Origin of the sequence: Streptacidiphilus sp. MAP12-20 (assembly GCF_041262525.1) — a bacterium.
GTDB lineage: Bacteria > Actinomycetota > Actinomycetes > Streptomycetales > Streptomycetaceae > Streptacidiphilus.
Genome location: NZ_JBGCCK010000001.1, coordinates 335,643 through 356,777, shown reverse-complemented (window position 1 = coordinate 356,777; position 21,135 = coordinate 335,643). Strand labels below are relative to the sequence as shown.

The window sequence follows — 21,135 nt, the reverse complement described above, 5'->3', positions numbered from 1 at the left end:
GTGCTCCTTGAGTCGAAGGGCATTGCGGGAGGGGCGGTGCGAGGGGCTATCGAGGGACGCCGTGGTCACGAAGCACGGCGACGAGGTGTGCGAGTTCGAGGACTGCGGCAGCGGGTGTCGGGGCGCCAGCCAGTCGGTAGAGAGCGGGAAGAGAGAGCGCGTCCATGTCGCTCTGGCGACGCCGGTCGAGCCAGCGGACGACGCGCCAGGCGAGCAGCGGTCCGGTCACCGGCAGATCGGAGAGCGACGCGCCGGGCAGCCGCCCTGGAGTGGCGCCGGCGTAGAGGAGATCTCGTACGGCGTGGAAGACGGCGTCGGCGAAGTCGCAGCCCGCAGGGCCTCGGCCGCAGGCTTCCCAGTCCACGACGTGGGTCTGTGTCCCCTGGACGAGGAGGTGCTCCGGCTTGATGTCGCCGTGCAGAAAGACGAACGGCTCCGTGTCCAGCGGCCGCAGGAGAGCCTGGAGGTCCGGCCACCACAATTCACGGCGGCATCGGGGAGAGAGGGGTGAGAGGAGGTAGTCGGAAGCAGTTTCGGGATCGGCCTCCGCGTTCGGCAGCCAGCCTTCCCCTGCTGCGGCAGGCGGCTCGACTTCGTGGAGGAGCGCCGTGAGGCCCGCGACCTGTCGGACGAACGCGGCGACAGATGCCGGGTCCTCGACAGCGCACGGAACACCGGGAACCACGCTCAGGACGACCCAGGCCGAGTTGTCCCCGGCGCCGCAGGACTGCACGACCGGAGTCGACAGGCCCCAGTCGCGGGCGACGTGGAGCGCGTGAACCTCCCGATCCCTGCGCGGGATCGGCACCACCCCGCGGTACGTCTTGAGAAGCGAGGCGCCGTCCGTCGAGCGACGGGTGACGGCGAACGGCTTGTAGACCGCAGGCCCGAACGGGCCGAACGAGTCCGGACCGTCGTCAGCCGCACGAGGACCACCGGCACAGCACGGGCTCGGCTGCCGACGCGGTCCACCGAGTACCAGAGTGGACGCCTTCGCGAGCTGCTCTCGGGTTCGATCCAGCAACGCCCTCACCTCCTGCCCGGTCTGCGAATTCGCCGTACGAGCAAGCTAGGGGCGGCGCAGAGACGGAACCCGGAAAATTCTTCCGGGGTAGGTGAACTGAGTAGCCGTCACACTGGGCACCATGAGAGGGATGAACCAGACGCTCAGCATCGGCGAACGCATCGCCTGGTACCGCCGACGCCGAGGGCTGTCCCAGGAGGTGCTCGCCGGTCTTGTCGGTCGCACCGCGGACTGGCTGAGCAAGATCGAGAACAACCGCATCGACCTCGACCGGCTCTCCACCATCAAGGCACTCGCAGACGCCCTCGACGTGCAGTTGGCCGACCTTCTCGCCGAGCCCTCCCTGCTCGAGTGGACCAGGGAAACGCACGGCCCGACCGTCATCGTGCTGCGTGACGTACTGATGGACTACCGCAACATGTCCGCACTCCTGCCGGCCTCACCGACCGGGGCCGTTGACCCGGACCTGCTGCGGTTGCGCCAGGAGGTCAGCACAGCCTGGACCGCCTACCAGGACGGCTCCTACGCCCACGCCACCAAGCTCATCCCGGCACTCGTGGGGCACGCCCAGGAGGCCGTCGGCTTCTTCGAGGGCGACGACCTCCTGCGAGCGAAGAGCCTCCTGGCCCTGACGTACCAGAGCGCGGCGATGGTGCTCACCAAGCTCGGCGAGGTCGACCTCGCCTGGCTGGCCGCAGACCGTGGGCTTGCAGCCGCGCAGGAGTCCGGGGAGCCGGTCGTCATCGGCTCGCTCTTCCGATCCGTCTCGCACTGTCTCCTGGCAAACGGCCGCTTCCAGGCAGCTCGGCAGCTGACTCACGACGCCGCCGACTACCTCGAACACGGCCTGGAGACCTCCTCACCCACTCACCTGTCCGTCTACGGCACCCTCTTCCTGGTCGGGGCAATGGCCGCCGCCCAGGACGGTGACCGGTCCTCCGCCAACGACTTCCTGCTCCGAGCCGACGTCGCAGCCCAGTGCCTGGGCCGCGACGCCAACCACCTGTGGACCGCCTTCGGCCCGACCAACGTCGCCATCCACCGCGTCGCCACCGCTCTTGAGCTCGGCGACGCGCAACTCGCGAGCACGTTGGGACCGAGGGTCGACACCACGGGGTTGCCCACCGAGCGCCGAGTACGCCACGCCATGGAGCTGGCACGTGCCGAGAGCGCCCTGAACCGTACCGACGAGGCGCTGACGCTGCTGCTGGACGCCGAGCAGCTCGCACCGGAGCAGGTCCGGTACCACCGCATCCCACGCCAGCTGGTCATGGGTTGGATACGCCACCAGCGCGGTCGACCCAGTACGGCGCTCGACAGCTTCGCCCGGCGGCTCCACCTCGTGCATTGAGGCGGTGGCCGCCACTACTCTCGACCCCATGAGCGAGACTCCGGAAGCCGAATCGGTAGCCCAACCACGCACTGCGGCAGGGGTACTCTTCTTCGACGTCGACGACCGCGTCCTCCTGGTCAAGCCGACGTACAAGCCCGGCTGGGAGATCCCCGGCGGGTACCTCCACCCCGGCGAGACCCCCACGGAGGGTGCGGCACGTGAGGTCAAGGAGGAGCTCGACATCACCCCGCCCGTCGGCCGTCTCCTCGTCGCGGACTGGGCTCCGCACGCGACCGAAGGGGACAAGCTCCTCTTCGTCTTCGACGGCGGCGTCCTGCCGGCCGAGACACGGGAGCAGATCACCGTGGACGGCGTCGAGATCAGCGAGTACGCCTACTACCCGGCCGAGCAGCTGGACGGCCTGCTGATCCCTCGCCTCGCCCGGCGCGTCCACGCCGCTGTCGAGGGCCGCAGAGGCGGGGCCACCACGTACCTCGAACATGGCCTGAGTCATCTGAGCAGTTGAAGGGGGCCGACCCCGCATCGCAAGGAGAACCGGCTGATGCGTGCTGGCGAGTAATCACTCGGCCTAGCCCTACCACCGAGCCCCTGCTGACCGAGCCTGGCTGCGAGATCCGGCTGCACGACGCCACGGTGTACGTGACCCAGTTCCGCTACGACGACGAACTCCTCACCAACCCGCACATCTGGGGCCGGCCCGCCGACGCCAACCCCTCCTGCATCTGCGCCGCCAGCCGGGCACCGAGCCCGGCTGGTTCGAACAGGTACACCCCCAGCCTCGAAGCCCTCTGGGCCACCGCCCGCCCCTGGGAGGGCACCACTACCGACAAGAACCCCAAGGAGTAGCCCGCGTGGGCAGGACCGAGTACCTCAACGACCCCACCGCACCGAAGGCGAACACCCTGATCCCCGCCAGTAACCTCCTGGTGGTGAACGACGACGGCGCCATCCTGCTGCAGCGCCGTCGCGACACTGGCCAGTGGGCTTTGCCGGGAGGAGCCCAGGACATCGGCGAGACCGCCGGCCAGTGCGCGGTGCGGGAATGCCAGGAGGAAACCGGCATCCTCGCCGAGATCACCGGCTTCCTCGGCGTCTACTCCAACCCCGCCCACATCGTCGCCTACACCGACGGCGAGATCCGCCAGCAGTACGAGAACGCCTACATCGGCCGCCCACTCAGCGGCCAGCCCACCGTCAACGACGAAGCCGACGGTGTCCGCTGGGTCCAACCAGGCGACCTCGACAGTCTCGACATTCACTCCAGCATGCGTCAGCAGATCAATGACTACCTGGCTGGCGACTACCCTTACCTCGGCTGACAAGTGGACATCCGCCTGGCCGGCGACACCCGTGCGACGGGTCGGCCGACGCGCGTGGCTGACCAGCGAGTCCAATGCCTCAGCTATCGGGCTTCGAGGAACCTCTCATCCCCGCAAAGAACTGACTCCCCCGCAGCTGGAGTGACGGAACGCAGGCATTCCAGCAGCCCAGAGGGCTAGGCTCACCGACGACGGTGTAGGCGGGCTCGTTGTGGCGAGGGTATCCGGAGGCATGGCGAACGATGGTGAATGTGCCCGAGCGGATCGGCCGGTACACCGTGGCGCGCGATTTGGGCTCTGGCGGCATGGGTGAGGTGTTCCTCGGATACTCCCCCGCCGGCGACCCGGTGGCGCTCAAGGTGATCCGCGCCGACCGCCTCGATCCGCTGACGCGGGCACGCTTCGAGAAGGAGGCACAGGTCGCCCGGACAGTAGTGGGCACCAATCGGGTGGCCCGGTTCCTGGACGCCGACCCGTATGCGGAGCGCCCATGGATGGCCATGGAGTATGTGCCCGGGAGAACCCTGCTGGCCTGCGTGGACGAGGACGGGCCGCTGGCCGCGTCCCTGGTGGCGAGCCTGGGCGCCCTGCTGGCTGAGGGGCTACAGGCGGTGCACGCCGCCGGGCTGCTGCATCGGGATCTGAAGCCGCAGAACATCATGATGGGTGAGTACGGCCCGGTAGTGATCGACTTTGGCCTGGCCGCGTTCGCCGACTCCGGCCAGGGATCGCTGTCGCACAGCGGCATGATCATCGGCACGGTGAGATGCATGCCCCCGGAGCAGGCATCTGGGCAGCCGCAGGTCACCTCCGCGGCGGATGTGTACGCGCTCGGCACCGTGCTGCTCTACGCGGCATCGGGGCGCTACCCGTACGACGGCGTCCGGTGGGAGGCCATCGCCGCTCAGGTCGTCAATCCGGAGATCGCCCCGGATCTGGCGGGGGCACCGGCCGCTCTACTGCCGCTGCTCACCGCAATGCTCGAACACGAGGCCGAATCTCGGCCCTCACTTGAGGTCGTGGCCCAGACCTGCACCGAGCTGCTGCGGAAGGCTGGACTGGCGCCCGCACAGGCACGGCGGATACTGATCGACCGCTCCTGCCGGTCAGCGTCGAACTCCGCGAACACGGATATGATCCCGGACCCCTTGTTGGAGGATCGCCTGCGGGCTCAGCCGCTGGACCTCGACGAGCAGGGCCTGGCCAGTCCGCTCAACGGCCCGCCCGGTGCCACAGCCCAGCCGGCCGAGGCCGATGTCGAGAGCCCCGCAGAAGCCGTCGACCTCGTATCGACGGCACCGGCGGAGCCGGCCGAAGGGCCAGGCATCCCCGCCCGCGTCGTCGCGCCGCGCGTGCCTGCGGCACGGCGCATCGCGCAGGAGCTTCGGACCGCGTACGCCCAGCAGTCGGCGCTGTAGGCGGTCGAGCTCCGGGTTCAGCGAAGTGCAGGCGAGTGACTGGACGCGTCCGGATGATCTGGAAAGACTGGGCATGCGCACCGCATCGTCACCCCTGAGAATGCGGCGACCGGCGGCAGCAGTGGTGAGATGTGAGCGAACGGGAGCGGCACGTGGCAGTCGAGACGGCAGCAGGCTCGGCCGAGCCGGGCCCGGAACCTGTGGCGGAGTCCGGCTGGGAGGCATGGACGCCTGAGCCCGCGACTTCGGACAACAGGCCTTCGGCAGCCTCCGGCTACGCACCCGGTGCCCAGGTGCTGGTACGCGACGAGCAGTGGCTGGTACGCAAGGTCACCGCCACCCGGCACGACGGCTGGATGGTCGAGGTAACCGGTGTGTCCTCGTTCGTCCGGGACACTGACGCCGTGTTCTACGACCGCCTGGACGTGATCCAGGTTCTCGATCCGCGCGAGACCGAGCTGGTCGCCGACGACTCGACGAACCATCGCCGGGGGCGGCTCTACCTGGAGGCGGTGGTGCGCAAATCGTTCCTACCGCAGACCGAGCACGGCCTGGCGCTGGCGGACAACTTCCTGATGGACCGACAGGTCCACCAGCTGCGCCCGGCCGAGCTGGCTCTGTCGATGGCCAACCCGCAGCCGCGGCTGCTGATCGCCGATGTGGTGGGGCTGGGCAAGACGTTGGAGATCGGGGTGCTGCTGGCGGAGTTGATCCGGCGTGGGCGGGGGGAACGCATCCTGGTGGTCACCCCGCAGCACGTACTGGAGCAGTTCCAGCGCGAGCTGTGGACGCGGTTCGCGATTCCCCTGGTGCGCCTGGACTCGACCGGCATCCAGCGGGTCCAGCGGGAGATCCCCGCCGGGCGCAACCCGTTCGCGTACTTCAAGCGGGTGATCGTCTCGGTGGATACCCTGAAGAACAAGGACCTGTACGGACACCATCTGGAGAACACCGAGTGGGACGCCGTCGTCATCGACGAGTCCCACAACCTGATCGCCCGGGGTTCGGACCGCAATGAGCTGGCCCGGGTGCTCGCGCCACGCACTGACGCGCTGGTGCTGGCGTCCGCGACCCCGCACAACGGTGACGCCAAGTCCTTCGCCGAGCTGATCCGGCTGCTTGACCCGGCCGCCATCGCCGACCCGAGCCGCTACGAGGTGGCCGACCTGGACCACCTCTACATCCGCCGGACCAAGACCACCCCGGAGGTCCGCGACTCCCTCAAAGGCGCCTGGGCCGACCGGGGCCCCTCCCGGCCGCTCCGCGCCCCGGCCACGGAGAAGGAGCTGGCGGTCCTCGAGGAGTTGGCCGCCCGCTGGATCCCCCGCGACCCGCAGGCAAGCTCGGTCAGCAGCCACCAACTGTTCCCCTACACCCTGCTCAAGTCGTTCCTGTCCTCGCACAAGGCCCTCGCCGATACGGTCTCCACCCGGACCAAGACCCTTCTGGACCGCGCGAAGCGCGAAGGCCGCGAGGAGCCGCGCTCGGTCGTCGAGCGCGAGGCCCTGGCCGACCTGGCCGCCCTCACCGCGCAGATCACCGACGCGGACTCGGCGAAATTCGCCGCCCTCGTCGCCGAGCTGCGGCGCCTGGGCGTCGGACCGGGGTCGGACACGCGCGTGGTGGTGTTCTCCGAGCGAATCCCCACCTTGAAGTGGCTGGCCGCCACTGTCCCGGCCGCCCTCGGCTTCCCGCTGGGCCCGATCACCGACGAGCGCAAGCCCTGGCTGGCCTTTGGCACCAAGGGTGGCGCGGTGCAGGTGATGCACGGCGAGGCCAGTAGCGACCAGGAGCAGATGGACATCGTCGAGAAGTTCGGGCTGCGCGACGACCCGGTCCGCATCCTGTTCACCGGCGACGTCGCCTCCGAGGGCGTCAACCTGCACCAGCAGTGCCACCTGCTGATCCACTACGACCTGCCCTGGTCGCTGATCCGGATCGAGCAGCGCAACGGCCGCATCGACCGCTACGGCCAGGAGCACCCCCCGCAGTTCCGCGCTCTGGTGCTCACCAGCGATCTGGACTGGCGCACCGACGAACGCACCGGCGAACCGCGCACCCTGGACGACCGCCTGGTCGGCGAGAAGCTGCTGGCCCGCGAGGACGAGGCACACAAGATCGAAGGCTCGGCGGAGGCCGTGACCGGCCTGTACCGCGCGAGCGAGGAGGAGACCCGGCTGACGAAGGATCTGCTGGCCGACCGGACCGTGGAGGAGTCCATCAAGGACTCGCGCCAGTCCGGCGCCGGATTCCTGGCTGGCCTCCTCGGCCAGGTCGGGGCCACCCCGCAGCACCGCGAGGTGCCGCGCGCGGTCGTGCCCAGGCTCTTCGATTCCACCGCCGCCTATGTGGACGAGGCACTGCGCCAGGTCTACCGGGGCAACCCCGAGGATGCGCTGACCCTGCGCCGCGAGGACGACGGCACGATCGCCTTCGAGCCGCCGAGGGACCTGCAGTACCGGTTCAGGTCCCTGCCCAAGGACTACCTGGACGAGCAGAACATCCTGCCCTCCCGCAAGGAGCCCGGCCGACTGCGGGTGACCTTCGACCAGGGGCTGGCGGAGAAGCGGCTCAAGGCGGCGCGGGACTCCTCCACCTCGCAGTGGCCCAATGTCTCCTACCTCACCGACATCCATCCGGTGCTGGACTGGCTCACCGACAAGGTGCTGGTCGAGATCGGCCGCCACCAGGCCCCCGTGCTGGCCGCAACCGTCCCGGCCCCGGTCTTCCTGATCCAGGGCATCTACTCCAACGCGCTCGGCCGACCCACGGTGACGGAGTGGATGGCGGTCACCCTCGGCCACGGAGTCAACCCTGGCCATGGAGAGCACGGCGAGGCGGAGGTCGTCCCCATGGACGAGGCGTTCCTCGGGCGGGCGGGAGTAGGACCGGCCATGCCGGGACGCTCCGTTCCCTACGACCTCGCGGGGCTCCAGGCGGCAGTCCCGGCCGCGGTAGACGCTGCCACCCGCTATCTGCAGGGACGGGAGGAGGCATACCGCGAGCAGATCGCCGCGACCCTCGAACCGTACCGAAAGCGGGTCATCAGTTGGCAGCAGGAAGCCCTGTTCGCGGGCACCCGCCCCGACAAGCAGCGGGTACAGGAGACTGCCGGAACCCGCTTCGGCCTGGTGCGGCAACTGGAGACGGTGGGCGCGCCGATGCTGCGCCTGCTGGCCGTCCTCGAACCCAACGACCGGAACAGCAGCAACGAAGGAGACAGCAAGCGATGAGCGGCGACATCAACTCCTTCAACAACCGCGGCGAGTACTTCTCCGCCCACTACTTCGCCGAGCAGCTCGACCCAGACCTGAAGAGGGGCCTGTTCAGCACCTGGGCGGACCGCGAGGGCGACCAGCTCGACAGCCGACCCACCGCCCGCGAGCAGGTCCGTGCGCTGCGCGCGGTCTACCTGGCCGAGGATGTCCGCAGCTACTTCGCCGGCGCCGATCGTGAGGACGCCGACCGGACAGAGCCCCTGAGGACCTATCAGAACCCCGACTGGTGCAAACGGCTGACGGAATGGCACCAGCAGGTCCTACGCGCGCTCGGCTTCACCGACGGCGCCCCTGGCGAGATCACCGTGCACCGCGCCGGGCGCGAGCACCACGTGCAGGTTGCCTACAGCGGCGCGGGCATCGTCGCCCTGGACTGCGGCTGGGCACCCGACAACGACTCCGCCCTGGCCGCCGACGGTCCCGGCCGCCTGCTGACCCCGCTTCGGGTCAGCGCAAGCGAGAACTACGAGACCGGCAGCGCACTGGCCTCCTGGCTGTTCCACAGCGCGCTGGATACGGCCGAGGGTGCACCGCCACGCTTCGTGCTGCTGCTCATGGGCGGCGTCATCGTCCTCGCCGACCGGAACACCTGGGGCGAGGGCCGCTACCTGTCCGCCAGCCTGGACACCGCGCTGGAACGGAACGACCGCCGCCAGGGCGGGGAGCTGGCACAACTCGCCGCACTGTTCAGCGCCGACATGCTGCGACCCGGCGACAACGGCCAGGGGCCGCTGATCGACACGCTGCTGAAGGCCTCCTCCGACAACGCGGTCGGCGTCAGCGGGGAACTTCGGCACGGGCTGCAGCGATCGGTGGAGGTCATCGCCAACGAGGTGCTGGGACGGCTGTATGCGGGCGGCCTGACAGTCGCCGACGTCGAGGACGGCGGCGAACCGTTCGCCAAGCAGCTCACCCGCGAGTCCCTGCGCTACCTGTACCGCATCCTGTTCCTGCTCTACGCCGAGGCCCGCCCCGAGCTGGGCATCCTGCCCGCCGACGACGGCAGCTACGAGGCCGGGTACTCCATGGCCCGGCTGCGGGAACTCGTCGAGCGGGACGAGCAGCTGGCCGAGGAGGCCACCCAGAACGGCTTCCACCTGTACGAGTCGCTGGACGTCCTGTTCTCGAAGGTCAACTTCGGGCACCGGCCCTACGGCAGCGAGCCGGACGACGACCAGCCCGGTGACGACGAGGAAGCGCGTGCGGTGAAGGCCGCACGGAGGAGTGAGGACCGGGGGTTGCGATTCGAGCCGCTGCGCAGCGAGCTGTTCGAGCCCAAGTCGATCCGCCTGATCGGGCGCGGGGTGATCGATCCCCGTACGGATGACGACGAACCCGGGTGGCTGGACCTGCGGCTGCGCAACGTCGCGCTGCACGAGGTACTGCGGCTGCTGACGATGAAGAAGGCTGGCCGAAAGGGCGAGCGGGGCGGTTTCATCTCCTACCGCAACCTGGGGATCAACCAGCTCGGCGCGGTGTACGAGGGCCTGATGTCCTACACCGGCTTCATCGCGGACAAGCCGCTCAACGAGGTCGCCAAGGGCGGCGACCCCAAGGACGGTTCCTGGATGATCCCGGTCGACCAGGCCGACCAGTACCCAGACACGGTCTTCGTCCAGTACGGCGAGGACGACGCACGCAGGGGCCTGCGCGGGCGCAAGCGCTACGAGGCCGGCTCGTTCGTCTACCGGCTGGCGGGCCGCGACCGGCAGACCTCGGCGTCGTACTACACGCCGGAGTCGCTGACCAAGGTGACGGTCGAGCTGACGCTGCAACACCGTCTCGACCAGACCCGAGACAGCGAAGGCAATGTCATCCGCACGCGGGCAGCCGAGCTGCTGAAGTACAAGATCTGCGAGCCGGCGCTGGGGTCAGGGGCGTTCCTCAACGAGGCGATCAACCAGGTCGCGGCGGAGTACCTGAAGCGCCGCCAGGAGGAGCTGGGGCGCTCCATCCCGACCTCGGACGCCCTGACCGAGCTGCAGAAGGCGAAGGCGTATGTCGCCCTGCACAACGCCTACGGCGTCGACCTCAACGCGACCGGCGTCGAGCTCGCAGAAGTCTCACTGTGGCTCAACACCATGCACCCCGGCATGCGCGCGCCCTGGTTCGGCTTGCACTTGCGACGCGGGAACTCGCTCATCGGCGGACGGCGGGCCGTGTACTCGGCGGAAGACGCCGGGGGCAAGGAGTGGGCCAAGGCGAAGGGCACGCTTACCCCGACCGAGCTGCCGTTCCTCGACGCTGACGGCGAGCGGCAGGTGCTGCCCGACGGGGCGGTGCACCAGTTCCTGCTCCCGGCGACCGGGTGGGGGGCGGTCGCGGGCGAGAAGGAAGCGAAAGCTCTCGCACCGGTAGCGGCCAAGCAGCTCGCGGACTGGAAGAAGGGCATTCTCAAGCCACCGGCAGTGAAGGCCCCGCGCGGACAGTTGTCGCAGTTGGCCCGGTTGCAGGCAGTAGCACGGCGGGCAGAGTTCCTGTGGGGGCTGGTCGTGCGACGGATGGAGATCTCCGAGCGGGAGATCTCCCGGCAGATCGCCGTGTGGGGAGCGGGGACCGACGACCCGGAGTACGCCTTCCTTGCCCGGCCGGAGACCGTAGTCGACAAGGAGAAGGTCTACGCGGACCTGTTCGAATCGGTGGGGACGCCGTACTGGCGGCTCAAGACCGTCATGGACGTGTGGTGCGCGCTGTGGTTCTGGCCGCTGGAGGCGGCGGGGCAACTGGACGGCAGCGAACTCGTCCCGGAGTCCGAGACACATGCGGAGCTCGGGATGGGCAGCCCGCTGGGGCTGCCGGTCGTGGTGGGCACCGAGCGTGTCCCCGAACCCGCGACACCCGCTCTCTCGGCACCGCTGGTCTATGAACGCGCCTCCTTGTTCGACACCGAGGAGGACCAGCCCGAGACGGTCACCGTCACCCAACGCCGAGCCCCCACCGCCGGTAGACCGAAGCCCAGCGCGACCCGGCGCAGCAGCATCCCGCTGCGCGACTTCGCCGACTGGCTCGACTTCGCCGAAGCCGTCCTCGGGACGGTGGACGTGCCGGTGGGGACCATCGCCGACAGCTTCGACTCGCTGGAGGCGATCGAGCGGTACGAGGACGAGCTGCCCGAGTGGATGGGCATGGACTCCGAGAACCGCCTCAAGGAGCGCTTCGGCTGGCTGGATACGGCGGAGGACATCGCAAAGGAGCAGGGCTTCCTGCACTGGGAGCTGGACTTCGGCCTGGTCTTCGCCCGGGGCGGCGGATTCGACCTGCAGGTGGGGAACCCGCCTTGGGTCCAGCCGAACTGGAACGAAACGCTCGAATTCGCTGAATTCGACCCATGGTTTGGCATCTCTACCAGCCTTCCGTTGACGGAAAGAGAGGCCCACCGAAGTATCACCCTCTCATCTCCTCCTTCAAAATCGGCAATTCGGGCAAGGCTGTCAAATTATTCTGGCATCCATGGCTTTCTGACTGCTATGGCGAATTATCCAGATATCGACAGCGACCAAACCGACCTGTATCTCGGTTTCATGTGCAGAACTTGGGCAAATTCTCATCATATGGGAATTTCTGGACTGGTCCATTCCGAGTCCCACCTCACAAGCGTCGAACTCAAGTCAATCAGATCCGCGTCACTCGCCAGGCTCCGATTTCACTGTCATTTCATCAATGGTGGGAAATGGGCTTTCCCTGACCCCGTGGGGCATACTACGCAATTTGGGGCTCATATCTACGGAGCCCCTAGAGCCATCAAATTTCTTCAATTGGGAAATCTCTACCACTCATCCGTCGTAATGGGCTCACTCCAGCATGACGGATTCGGAGAAATTCCAGGAACGAAGACCGGAGGTGGGTTTGATCTTCGCCCGCATGCCCGTCGTGTGATCCAAGTTGACGAGGCGCGCCTACTGAAATGGCAAAGTATTTCGGGGCAAACTGGCGAGCCAATCAATCAAACGGTTATCTTTACCCCAGTGACCGACATCGAAGAACTGGCCATGGATTCATTGGGTAATTTTCCGCTACGTCTTGGCAAAATCAACCTAGTCAGCACCGGATTCAATGAGACCACCGCCCAAAACCAGAGAAATATCCAGAAAGGCTTCACGCAGGCCAGTTCCTGGGATGAAGTGATCTTGAGTGGCCCGCACATCTCGCCTGGGACCCCTATTACCAAGCAGGCCCCCGATCTCAGCAGTCATGGGAAGCCAGTGGATCTGACGCAGCTGCCCTCCGAATTCATTCCTGCTACCAATTTCTCTCGACTTTCATCGCCAGATGAATACCGCAAAGCGCAGAAGACTTGGAACGGAGTTCCTTACTCCAGCTATGGTCGCATTTCTTGGCGTAAAATGATGACCTTTGACATGGAGCGATGCTTCAATGTTGCACTAATTCCGCCTGGGCCGACTCATGTAGATGGCCTCTATTCAATGTCGAGAGGAGATTCATTCCTCGATGCGCTAACTGCAGGCTTCTGGAGTTCAATTCCAATTGAATACATGGTCCGCCTAATTGGAAAGAAAAACCTTCACGAGCAAGATATCCGCCGCCTCCCCATCCCCATTCGTGAGCATCCACTCTCTCAAGCGCTCGCCATTCGATCCCTGCGCATGAACTGCCTAACTTCTGCGTATTCAGATTTCTGGAATTCGATCCTCCGTCCCGCTTCAAGCGAAAACGAAGACTGGGCAAATGATTGGCCTGGCCTTCCATCTCTTGCCGTCAATTCATCGAACTGGACCACGGATGTTCCACTGCGCAGTGACTTCGCACGCCGGGCAGCCCTAGTCGAAATCGATGCTCTGGTCGCAACCTGGATCGGAATGGATATTGATTCGCTGTGCAGCATTTATCGGGATAGGTTCCCTCTGCTCAGGGAGCGCGAAGAGAGAATGTGGTTCGATATCCAAGGGAGAAGAATTGCAGGCGACAGTCGAGTTTTCGGCCATGGGCAAACACGGCTCCATTACGAAAACCTCCAGATTCACCTCTCCGACCCCACCGTCCCACCCCCCGACGGCTACACCGCCCCCTTCTACAAGGCTGACCGTGAAGCGGAGATGCGTGCCGCCCACGCCGTCTTCCAGGCCCGGCTGGACGCCGCCATCGCCTCCGGCGAGTGGACGCCGCCTGCCGCCGCGACCCCGGCTACGGTGACGCCATGACAGACCGTCGGCTACTCCACCTCGACGTCGAGAACTTCCGCAGCCTGCGCGACGTCTCCCTCCCCCTCGGTGACCTGACCGTCCTCGTCGGCTCCAATGGCGTGGGCAAGTCCAATGTCCTCAAGGTGTTCTCATTCCTCGCGGACATCATCCGCAACGACCTCTCTCCCGCTCTCGACGTCCGGGGCGGGTTCGACGAGGTCGCGTTCTGGGGCGGCAGCAAGCCGCCGACCCTCCTCCGCATCGGGCTCCAGGCCACCTGGACCTCGAACGCCAGCGTGAAGGCGCCCGACGAGTATCAGCTCAGCATCAAGCGCACCGCCGACCAGCGCGAGCCCAGCGGCTACCGGCTCTCCCGCCAGGAGTCCTTCACCTTCAAACGGACCAAGGGCCGGGGCCGTCGTATCAGGATCAGCGGCGAAAACGCCATGGTCACCGACACCGAGCTCAACTCCACCACCCAGAGCATCGAGGACTCCGGTGAGCGCCGCAGCATCGGCATCCGCAAGCTGAGCAGCGGCCTGTCGACTCTGCCCCGGCTGGCCCGGTCCGAGGGCGGGGCCGAGCTGGGCACGGTCGCCGACCACCTCTCCTCCTTCCGCGTCTTCGACGTGGACGTCGTCGCCGCCAGGCTCCCGGTCCGTGAATCAGGGCACGGCTTTGCGCAGCTCAGCCAGGACGCGGGCAATCTCGCGGACTTCATGATGATGCTCCAGCAGTACCACCCGGACTCGTGGGCGCAACTGGTCGAGGACGCCAAGGCGGTTCTCCCCGGCCTTCAGGACATCGTGTTCGCCAGCCAGGGCGGGGCATCCCGCGATGTCACCATCGAGCTGCAGGAGACGGGCCTGCGGCGACTGACCCCGCTTGCTGACGCCTCCTTCGGCACTGTGCGCCTCCTCGGCCTGCTCGCGCTCTTTCACGACCCCGACCCACCCGCTCTCACCTGCATCGAGGAGATCGACCACGGCCTGCACCCGCAGGCCTTGGAGCTCCTGGTCGAGCGCCTGCGTGAGGCCACGAGCCGCAGTCAGTACATCGTGGCCACGCACTCCCCGGCCCTGGTCGACCGGCTTCGCCCGGAGGAGTTCGTCGTCTGCGAGCGCGACGAGCGCGGTGCCTCCCTCATCCCGGCCATCGACACAGAGCGGGTCCGCCGCATCGTCGCCGCCAGCGAGGGCCTGCCGCTGGGCGAGCTGTGGTTCGCCGGTGCGCTGGGCGGCAGCCTGTGAGCCCGGCACGGCCCAGGTCCGCCAAGGCCGTCCGATCGCCAATTGTCGCCGTGGCCGGCGAGAGCAAAAACGATCGGGCTGTCGTCGCTACGCTGCTCACCGCGCTGCTCCCCGGCCAGCCGAAGATCGCCCCCATCAACGGCGACGTCAGTCTCCGCGACGCGACCGCCGACAACCTGATTCTGCGGGTCCGCAAGCTCATGCAGTTCGCCAAGGCGATCGCGGCGAAGGAGGACCGCCCCCTCGGCGGCCTGGTCGTCCACTTCGACATGGATGCCCCGACCGACAGCCGCTACACCGTCGTCCGGACCCGCGTGAGCGATGAACTCCGTAAGCAGGGCCCACCGCATACCGCACTCGCGCTCGCCGCCGAGGAGACCGAGGCCTGGCTGTTGCTCTTCCCTTCAGCCTTCCCCCGGGTGCACTCCTCCTGGAGCATCCCCAAACAGCTCGTGTCCCGCGACCACGGCCGGACCAGGGACCCGAAGGAGGTCCTGCAGCGCGGCCTCGGCAAGCCCGTCTACCGCGAGGACGACAGCCCCGCCGTCATGCGGGCCGCCCTGGACCTCGCCGCCGCTCCGCACAACCCCACCGGCACGAACCGCTCCTACAGCGACTTCCTCGACGACGTGACTGCCTGGTCCTGACGCCGGATCAGTCGTGTATGGAGTCAAGGCTGCTGCTACCCGGAACTCCCCGGCTACCATTTCTCCAAGGGGGAGTGCTCACCGCCCCGCCGTTCTTCGCACCGGGGGCTCGTTTGATGGACCATCGACTCCGCTTCGCGCCTGAGATCCTGGCCCGGCTGGGCGAGGAGCTGGTCCCGCACCCAGATCTGGGGATCATGGAGCTGGTCCGCAATGCTTATGACGCGGACGCGACGCTCTGCCGCATCAAGCTCAGCGGCGCGAGGAAGGTCGGCGGCACGTTGACAGTGTCGGACGACGGCGACGGAATGACGGAGGCCGAGCTCGCATCGGGGTTCCTTCTGATCGGCAGATCCGGTAAGTCGTCAGCTACCCACTCGCGCCTGAAGCGGCGCAAGGTCGGCGAGAAGGGCCTGGGCCGGCTGGCCGCCCTTCGGCTCGGCACCAAGGTGACGGTGACTACGCGGTCGCGTGAAGAGCCTGGGATCGAGCATGTCCTCAGCATCGACTGGAATCGGATAGACGCCTCGCAGGCTGTCGACGACGTCCCATTGAGGATAGTGACGCGAGCGTTCGACGCAACGACCTCTGACGGACCGGCCGAGTGGGAGCAGGGCACCACTGTTACCGTCACAGGGCTGCGACAGAGCATCTCCGCAGAGGCGGGGGAACGGCTGGCCAGATCACTGCTCCTGCTGAGCGGCCCCTTTGCCGACAGCACCGCCTTCACCGTGGAATGTGACACCCCTGAGTACACCGGGCTCTCGAAGTTGGTGAACTCCAAGCTGCTCCGGCACCACGAATACCGGCTCGTAGCAGTGCTGGACGGTGAAGGACAGGCCTCCGCCACGCTCTACAACTGGCGTGGCGAGGCGGAGTTCACGGGCGGCCACGTGGAGGTAGGCCATCGTCGGGGGACACGGCGCAAGAAGGATGGAGATCCACCGCTGGCCTTTGTGGCACCTGAGGCGACATTCGAACTCTGGATGTTCAACCTCAACCCCTCAGCAGCCAAGAAGGAGCTGCGGTTGGCTGAGCAGCCGACACAGGCCATTCGTAAGTGGCTGCGCCACGTCGGCGGGATTCACCTGTATCACCGGGAGCTGCGGGTGCAGCCGTACGGTGACCAGGGGAACGACTGGCTGGACATCAACCTCCGCCGGACCGGAAGTCCCGAGAAGCGACCCTCGACAGCTACTTCCCTGGGACGGCTCCTGGTGGAGGATCCCGAGGATGTGCTCCGCCCGAAGACCGACCGCAGCGGCTTCGTCGAGACCTTCGAGTTCAGCCAGCTGCAGGAGTTCGCCAAGAGCGCCATGGACTGGGCCGCGGATCAGCGGCTTGAGCAGCGCGAACAGGGCCGCGTCGGTGCTTCGGTCAAGGCCCATGACCAGGCTGAGGAAGCCGATATCCAGTTCCGGCGAATCCTGGCTGCCATCGCGCCGCCCGACGCCGGAATGCTCCCCTTCGACGCCCCCAGCGACCCGGCCACTCTGCAGTCGCTGGCCGACAGTGCGACCAAAGTGGTCAGCATTCAGAAGCAGGAGATCGAAGCCCTCCGGGACGACCTGTTGCTCTACCGTTCCCTGGCCACGGTGGGAACCAGCACGGCGGTCTTCGCCCACGAAGCTCTCCGTCCTGCGGCGAGGATCGCGAACAGCGTGAAGACCCTCCGGCGCAGGATCAAGTCCTTGGTGAGCCCAGAAGGCTACAAAAGGGACTTCGAGGATGCGATTGAGACCTCTATCGACAGTGCGGTGACACTGGAGACGTTCTCCCAACTCCCGCTCAGCCTGCTTGAGAAGAACAAGCGCGAGGTGGGTGACATCGACTTCGATGCCACCTGCCGATCCGTCGTACGACTCTTCAAGCGGTATCTCGACGAGCGAAGCATCCAGGTGGACTTCGACCTGGACGCTGAGGGCGCGACTGTGCACACCACCATCGCCGACATCGAGTCCATCCTGTCCAATCTGCTGGCCAATGCGGCTCATGCGTTCACGCGCACGGATGTGCCGATGGGGTCCGAGCGAACCATCCGCATCAGAACCCGCCTGGTGGAGCGGGACGATGCGCTGGGCCAGGACATTGCGCTGGTGGTCGACGACTCGGGGCCCGGCATCGTGGGCATCTCGCTCAAATCGATCTGGCTTCCCGGCAAGACGACCTTCGACAACGGGACCGGTCTCGGGCTGACAATTGTCCGCGATATCGTCGGTGACCTGAGGGGTACACAGGAAGCCCGTGCACAGGGCGAGTTGGGTGGGGCGCGTATGCTGGTCCAACTACCGGCCCGCACCTTGGGCGGCGACGGTTCGGGCGGTCCGGGCGAAGGGGACTGGTAGGAAGTGCTGACACTGCCCAGGGGGGCGTCGATCGTCATCGCCGATGATGATCGACGGGATGCCATGACTGCGGGGCACCGGCTGCAGGACGCTGGCTACGACACCACTCTCATCACTGAGTTCGACCCGTTGATGGATGCGGATGCCTTCTTGGCGTCACTCGCAGGGAAGTATGACGCCCTGATCTGCGACTATCTGCTGAGCAGCCACGGGCGCGTCGGGTTCACGGGCGCCGAGGTGGTCAGCAAGGCCAACCTGCGCAGTGGTGCGCCGCTGCCGTCAGTACTGATCAGCAGCCACATCAAGCCTGGCCAGCAGGGGGCGATCAGCCGCTGGCGCAAGGGCATCCCGCAGGTGGTCGCCAAGGCCGATCTCGACGAGGAGATCCTGCCCGCCATCGGCTACACACTGGCCGAACTGAAGGGCAGCTATACCCGTGAACGCAGGGCCTTCCCCACACCCATCGAGGTGCTCGAGGTAGTAGCCAAGGGGGAAGCGCGCCGGGCGCGCGTGGTCGTGGTCGGCTGGAACATCCACGCCCCCGTCTGGATGCCGCTCGACCCGATCCTTGAGGAGACCGGACTGCGCCCCGAGAGTCTGGTGGGTCAGTGGCTGGAGGCCGACGTCAACTGCTATGCAAGCAAGGCCGAGGATCTCTACTACGGCAACATCATCCTCTCACCCGACTTTCCGCAGACGGGGATGCCGGCGTGAGCGACGATGAACTCGGCATCACCATCCTCGACGTCGGCCACGGCAACTCCGCCCTGATCCATGACGGGCCTCTGTGCGCAGTGGTCGACGCCGCGCCGCCGGTCACGCTCAAGGAGGAGCTCGAACGGCGTGGCATCACGAGGATCGAGCATCTTGTCCTCTCCCACTCGGACGAGGACCATGTGGGCGGGTCGCCTACTCTGCTTCTCGACGACGCCCACACCGTCGGCACCGTCTGGCTCAATCCGGACTGGGGCAAGGACACCGTAATCTGGCGGCGCGTGCTCGCCGCTGTCAAGACCCGGAAGCGGCACGGTGGACTGGACCGCCAGCAGATGATCACCACGGAATCCGGCGCGGAACTGCGCTGCGGCCGGGCACACCTTGAGGTGGTTCACCCCGATGTGACGATGGTAGGAGGCGGCGATGCCGTCCGCCCCGACGAGCACGGCCCGCTGGACAGCAACTCCATGTCCGTGGTGATCCGCGTCCACCTGGACGGTCAGCCGGTCGCCCTGCTCGCGGCCGACGTCGATGCGGCCGGACTCGGCCACATCATCGACTCGAAGCAGGATCTGACCGCGCCGGTCCTGGTGTTCCCGCACCACGGTGGGCTGCCCGGGAACTCGCATGCGCCACGGGAGTTCGCCCGATCCCTGACGGAGCTTGTCGCACCGTCGCTCGTGGTGTTCTCCAGCGGGAGCAGGCTGCGTCCCCGCAATCCGAACAGCGAGATCATGGCCGGCGTCCGGTCGGCAGCGCCGACGGCGCACATCGCCTGCACTCAGCTGTCTGTGCACTGCCACGACAGGGATCTCCAGGTCTCTGACCACCACCTCGCCGATCGGCCCGCCTACGGTCGCGCACGCGGCCGCTGCTGCGCTGGAACGATCGCCGTCACGGCTGTCAACGGCGTCCTGCACTTCGACCCACCGCTCGAGAACCATCGCGACTTCGTCCTTTCCCTGGTCCCGGTGGGCAGTCCGCTGTGCCGTGCCGTCCTGCCGCTGCCACGCCAGCGGTCCAGCACCGCAGTGGCGTCGGCTCCGGGCTGATTCGGGCGGGATGGCGGATCGGCTGTCACCAGCCGTCGTCCTGCTGCAGAATGCTGTTGACCTTGGAGCGTTGAAGCACACTGATCCCCGGACCTTCGCCTCCCGGATCACAAGAGGGGGAGCGCTGTGGGAGCTGTGCCGTACGACACCTACGCCCGTCAGCTGGGACAGTTGGTCACCGAGGCCTCGAGCGGCCGCTGGGAGCGGCTCGCCGACGACGTCCATGCCGCGCTCAACGGACAGGCCGCGTCACAACTGCGGTCGCTGGTGCCCCGGCAGGTCCGCCGGGAGACCGGTTCCTTCTTCACCACCGGGCCGGTCCGGAACTCCTTCGAGCACCTGCTTCCGCCGGTGCCGGCCCAGGCAGACGCGCCGACCTACTGGGACCCGACCTGCGGGGCGGGCGACTTGCTCCTGGCCGCCACGGCCAAACTGCCGCTGGCGGCGACCCCCGCCAGGTCCCTGGCCCTCTGGAACCGTCGGCTGCGCGGCCACGATCTGCAGGAGTCCTATGTCACGGCAGCCCGGATGCGGCTGGTTCTGGCCCTGTTGGAACGCCACCGGCTGGCCGGCAGCGACGAACCCCTGGCGGCGGACCGGGTGGCCGGCGCTCTTCCGCTGCTCCAGGTCGGGGACGGGCTGCAGCAGCTGCACTCCCTCGGAAGGCCCGCCAGATTCGGCGGGAGCCTCCTGCTGAACCCGCCCTACGGCATGGCGGAGGCCGGACCCGCCTGCACCTGGTCGTCCGGCAGCACCTCTCTGGCGGCGACCTTCACGGCGGCGGCGGCAGCAGCCCTGCGCGACGGCAGCAGGCTCACCGCCGTCCTGCCCGACGTCCTGCGCAGCGGCAGCAGGTACCGCGCCTGGCGTGAACAGCTGACCGGGCTCCTGGACGTGCATGAGGTCAAGCCGCACGGGATGTTCGACATTCACACCGACGTCGACGTCTTCCTGCTCTCCGCAGTGCGCCGCAGGGGAGGGCCTGTGCGGTCGTTCTCCTGGTGGCCTGAACCGGAGGCCGCCGAGGGACAGACATTGAATGACCTCTTCGAGGTCCGGGTCGGGCCGGTCGTGGACAATCGCGATCCCAGGACAGGCCCCGAGGCACCGTACCTGACTGCTCGTGACCTCCCGGCGGGCGGCGAGATGGGTCTGCCGCAGCGCACCCGCAACTACCCTAAGCGGCTGATCGCCCCGCCCTTCGTGGTGCTGCGCCGGACCTCACGTCCCGGCCAGGGGAGCAAGGGCGCGAGCCGGGGCGCCGGCGTCCTCGTCGTGGGTGACAGGCCTGTCGCTGTGGACAATCACCTGATCGTGGCAAGCCCGCGGGCGGCGGGTGTCGATCGCTGCCGCGCGCTGCTCAAGGTGCTGGAGCAGCCCGAGATCGCGCTATGGCTGGACGAGCGCATTCGCTGCCGGCATCTCACGGTCACGGCAGTCAGGGATCTGCCGTGGAACGGCACAGATCATCTGGCCTCGATGTCTTCACCTCCACCTCATGCGAAGGCTCAGTAGGGTGGTCTGGGGCCCAGGGAAGGCCTCCCGGGCCGCTTCACTGATGAGTCCGACCGTCGTCAAGCAGGAGGGTTC

14 protein-coding genes are annotated in these 21,135 nt (G+C 67.1%); 13 read left to right on the top strand and 1 reads right to left on the bottom strand.

The features are described from left to right. Window positions 1-46: 46 nt before the first annotated feature. On the bottom strand, window positions 47-1,024 hold the full coding sequence (locus ABIA32_RS01550; RefSeq protein ID WP_370091826.1) for an aminoglycoside phosphotransferase family protein: 978 nt from the start codon (window positions 1,022-1,024) through the stop codon (window positions 47-49). A 130-nt stretch (window positions 1,025-1,154) separates the two neighbouring features. Between ABIA32_RS01550 and ABIA32_RS01545 the strand changes: the two genes are divergently transcribed. The 13 genes from ABIA32_RS01545 (at window position 1,155) to ABIA32_RS01485 (ending at window position 21,060) form a co-directional block, all read left to right on the top strand. Then, complete coding sequence (locus ABIA32_RS01545; RefSeq protein WP_370091825.1) at window positions 1,155-2,375, top strand: helix-turn-helix domain-containing protein; 1,221 nt, start codon at window positions 1,155-1,157, stop codon at window positions 2,373-2,375. A 28-nt stretch (window positions 2,376-2,403) separates the two neighbouring features. After that, entirely contained in the window at window positions 2,404-2,883 is a 480-nt protein-coding gene (locus ABIA32_RS01540) for an NUDIX domain-containing protein (RefSeq protein WP_370091824.1), read from the top strand. Window positions 2,884-3,011: 128 nt separating this feature from the next. Further along, complete coding sequence (locus tag ABIA32_RS01535; RefSeq protein ID WP_370091823.1) at window positions 3,012-3,224, top strand: hypothetical protein; 213 nt, start codon at window positions 3,012-3,014, stop codon at window positions 3,222-3,224. A 5-nt stretch (window positions 3,225-3,229) separates the two neighbouring features. Continuing rightward, entirely contained in the window at window positions 3,230-3,697 is a 468-nt protein-coding gene (locus tag ABIA32_RS01530) for an NUDIX hydrolase (RefSeq protein ID WP_370091822.1), read from the top strand. Between the two features lie 242 nt (window positions 3,698-3,939). Beyond that, window positions 3,940-5,115: a serine/threonine-protein kinase gene (locus tag ABIA32_RS01525; RefSeq protein WP_370091821.1), complete on the top strand. Its 1,176-nt coding sequence runs from the start codon at window positions 3,940-3,942 to the stop codon at window positions 5,113-5,115. 293 nt (window positions 5,116-5,408) lie between these two features. After that, a complete protein-coding gene (locus ABIA32_RS01520) occupies window positions 5,409-8,348 on the top strand; it encodes an SNF2-related protein (protein ID WP_370091980.1) in 2,940 nt (979 codons plus the stop codon). Continuing rightward, window positions 8,345-13,552, top strand: coding sequence for a hypothetical protein (locus tag ABIA32_RS01515; RefSeq protein ID WP_370091820.1), 5,208 nt, complete (start codon window positions 8,345-8,347; stop codon window positions 13,550-13,552). The genes ABIA32_RS01520 and ABIA32_RS01515 overlap by 4 nt, the downstream gene beginning before the upstream one ends. Continuing rightward, entirely contained in the window at window positions 13,549-14,784 is a 1,236-nt protein-coding gene (locus ABIA32_RS01510) for an AAA family ATPase (protein ID WP_370091819.1), read from the top strand. The genes ABIA32_RS01515 and ABIA32_RS01510 overlap by 4 nt, the downstream gene beginning before the upstream one ends. Before the next feature lie 50 nt (window positions 14,785-14,834). Then, complete coding sequence (locus ABIA32_RS01505) at window positions 14,835-15,431, top strand: hypothetical protein (RefSeq protein ID WP_370091818.1); 597 nt, start codon at window positions 14,835-14,837, stop codon at window positions 15,429-15,431. A 74-nt stretch (window positions 15,432-15,505) separates the two neighbouring features. Continuing rightward, the gene (locus ABIA32_RS01500) at window positions 15,506-17,776 is read left to right on the top strand and encodes an ATP-binding protein (RefSeq protein ID WP_370091817.1); all 2,271 of its coding nucleotides are present in this window, start codon (window positions 15,506-15,508) and stop codon (window positions 17,774-17,776) included. A gap of 3 nt (window positions 17,777-17,779) precedes the next feature. Continuing rightward, complete coding sequence (locus tag ABIA32_RS01495) at window positions 17,780-18,490, top strand: response regulator (protein ID WP_370091816.1); 711 nt, start codon at window positions 17,780-17,782, stop codon at window positions 18,488-18,490. Further along, complete coding sequence (locus ABIA32_RS01490; RefSeq protein ID WP_370091815.1) at window positions 18,487-19,545, top strand: ComEC/Rec2 family competence protein; 1,059 nt, start codon at window positions 18,487-18,489, stop codon at window positions 19,543-19,545. Before ABIA32_RS01495 ends, ABIA32_RS01490 begins: the two co-directional genes overlap by 4 nt. Before the next feature lie 126 nt (window positions 19,546-19,671). Next, window positions 19,672-21,060, top strand: a complete 1,389-nt coding sequence (locus ABIA32_RS01485; RefSeq protein WP_370091814.1) for a hypothetical protein — start codon at window positions 19,672-19,674, stop codon at window positions 21,058-21,060. The last annotated feature ends 75 nt before the right edge of the window (window positions 21,061-21,135 follow it).

Bases quoted from the DNA above. Each gene is read 5' to 3' on its own strand.
- ABIA32_RS01510 (WP_370091819.1), top strand. From the start codon at position 13,549: ATGACAGACCGTCGGCTACTCCACCTCGACGTCGAGAACTTCCGCAGC.
- ABIA32_RS01515 (WP_370091820.1), top strand. From the start codon at position 8,345: ATGAGCGGCGACATCAACTCCTTCAACAACCGCGGCGAGTACTTCTCC.
- ABIA32_RS01545 (WP_370091825.1), top strand. From the start codon at position 1,155: ATGAACCAGACGCTCAGCATCGGCGAACGCATCGCCTGGTACCGCCGA.
- ABIA32_RS01525 (WP_370091821.1), top strand. From the start codon at position 3,940: ATGGTGAATGTGCCCGAGCGGATCGGCCGGTACACCGTGGCGCGCGAT.
- ABIA32_RS01540 (WP_370091824.1), top strand. From the start codon at position 2,404: ATGAGCGAGACTCCGGAAGCCGAATCGGTAGCCCAACCACGCACTGCG.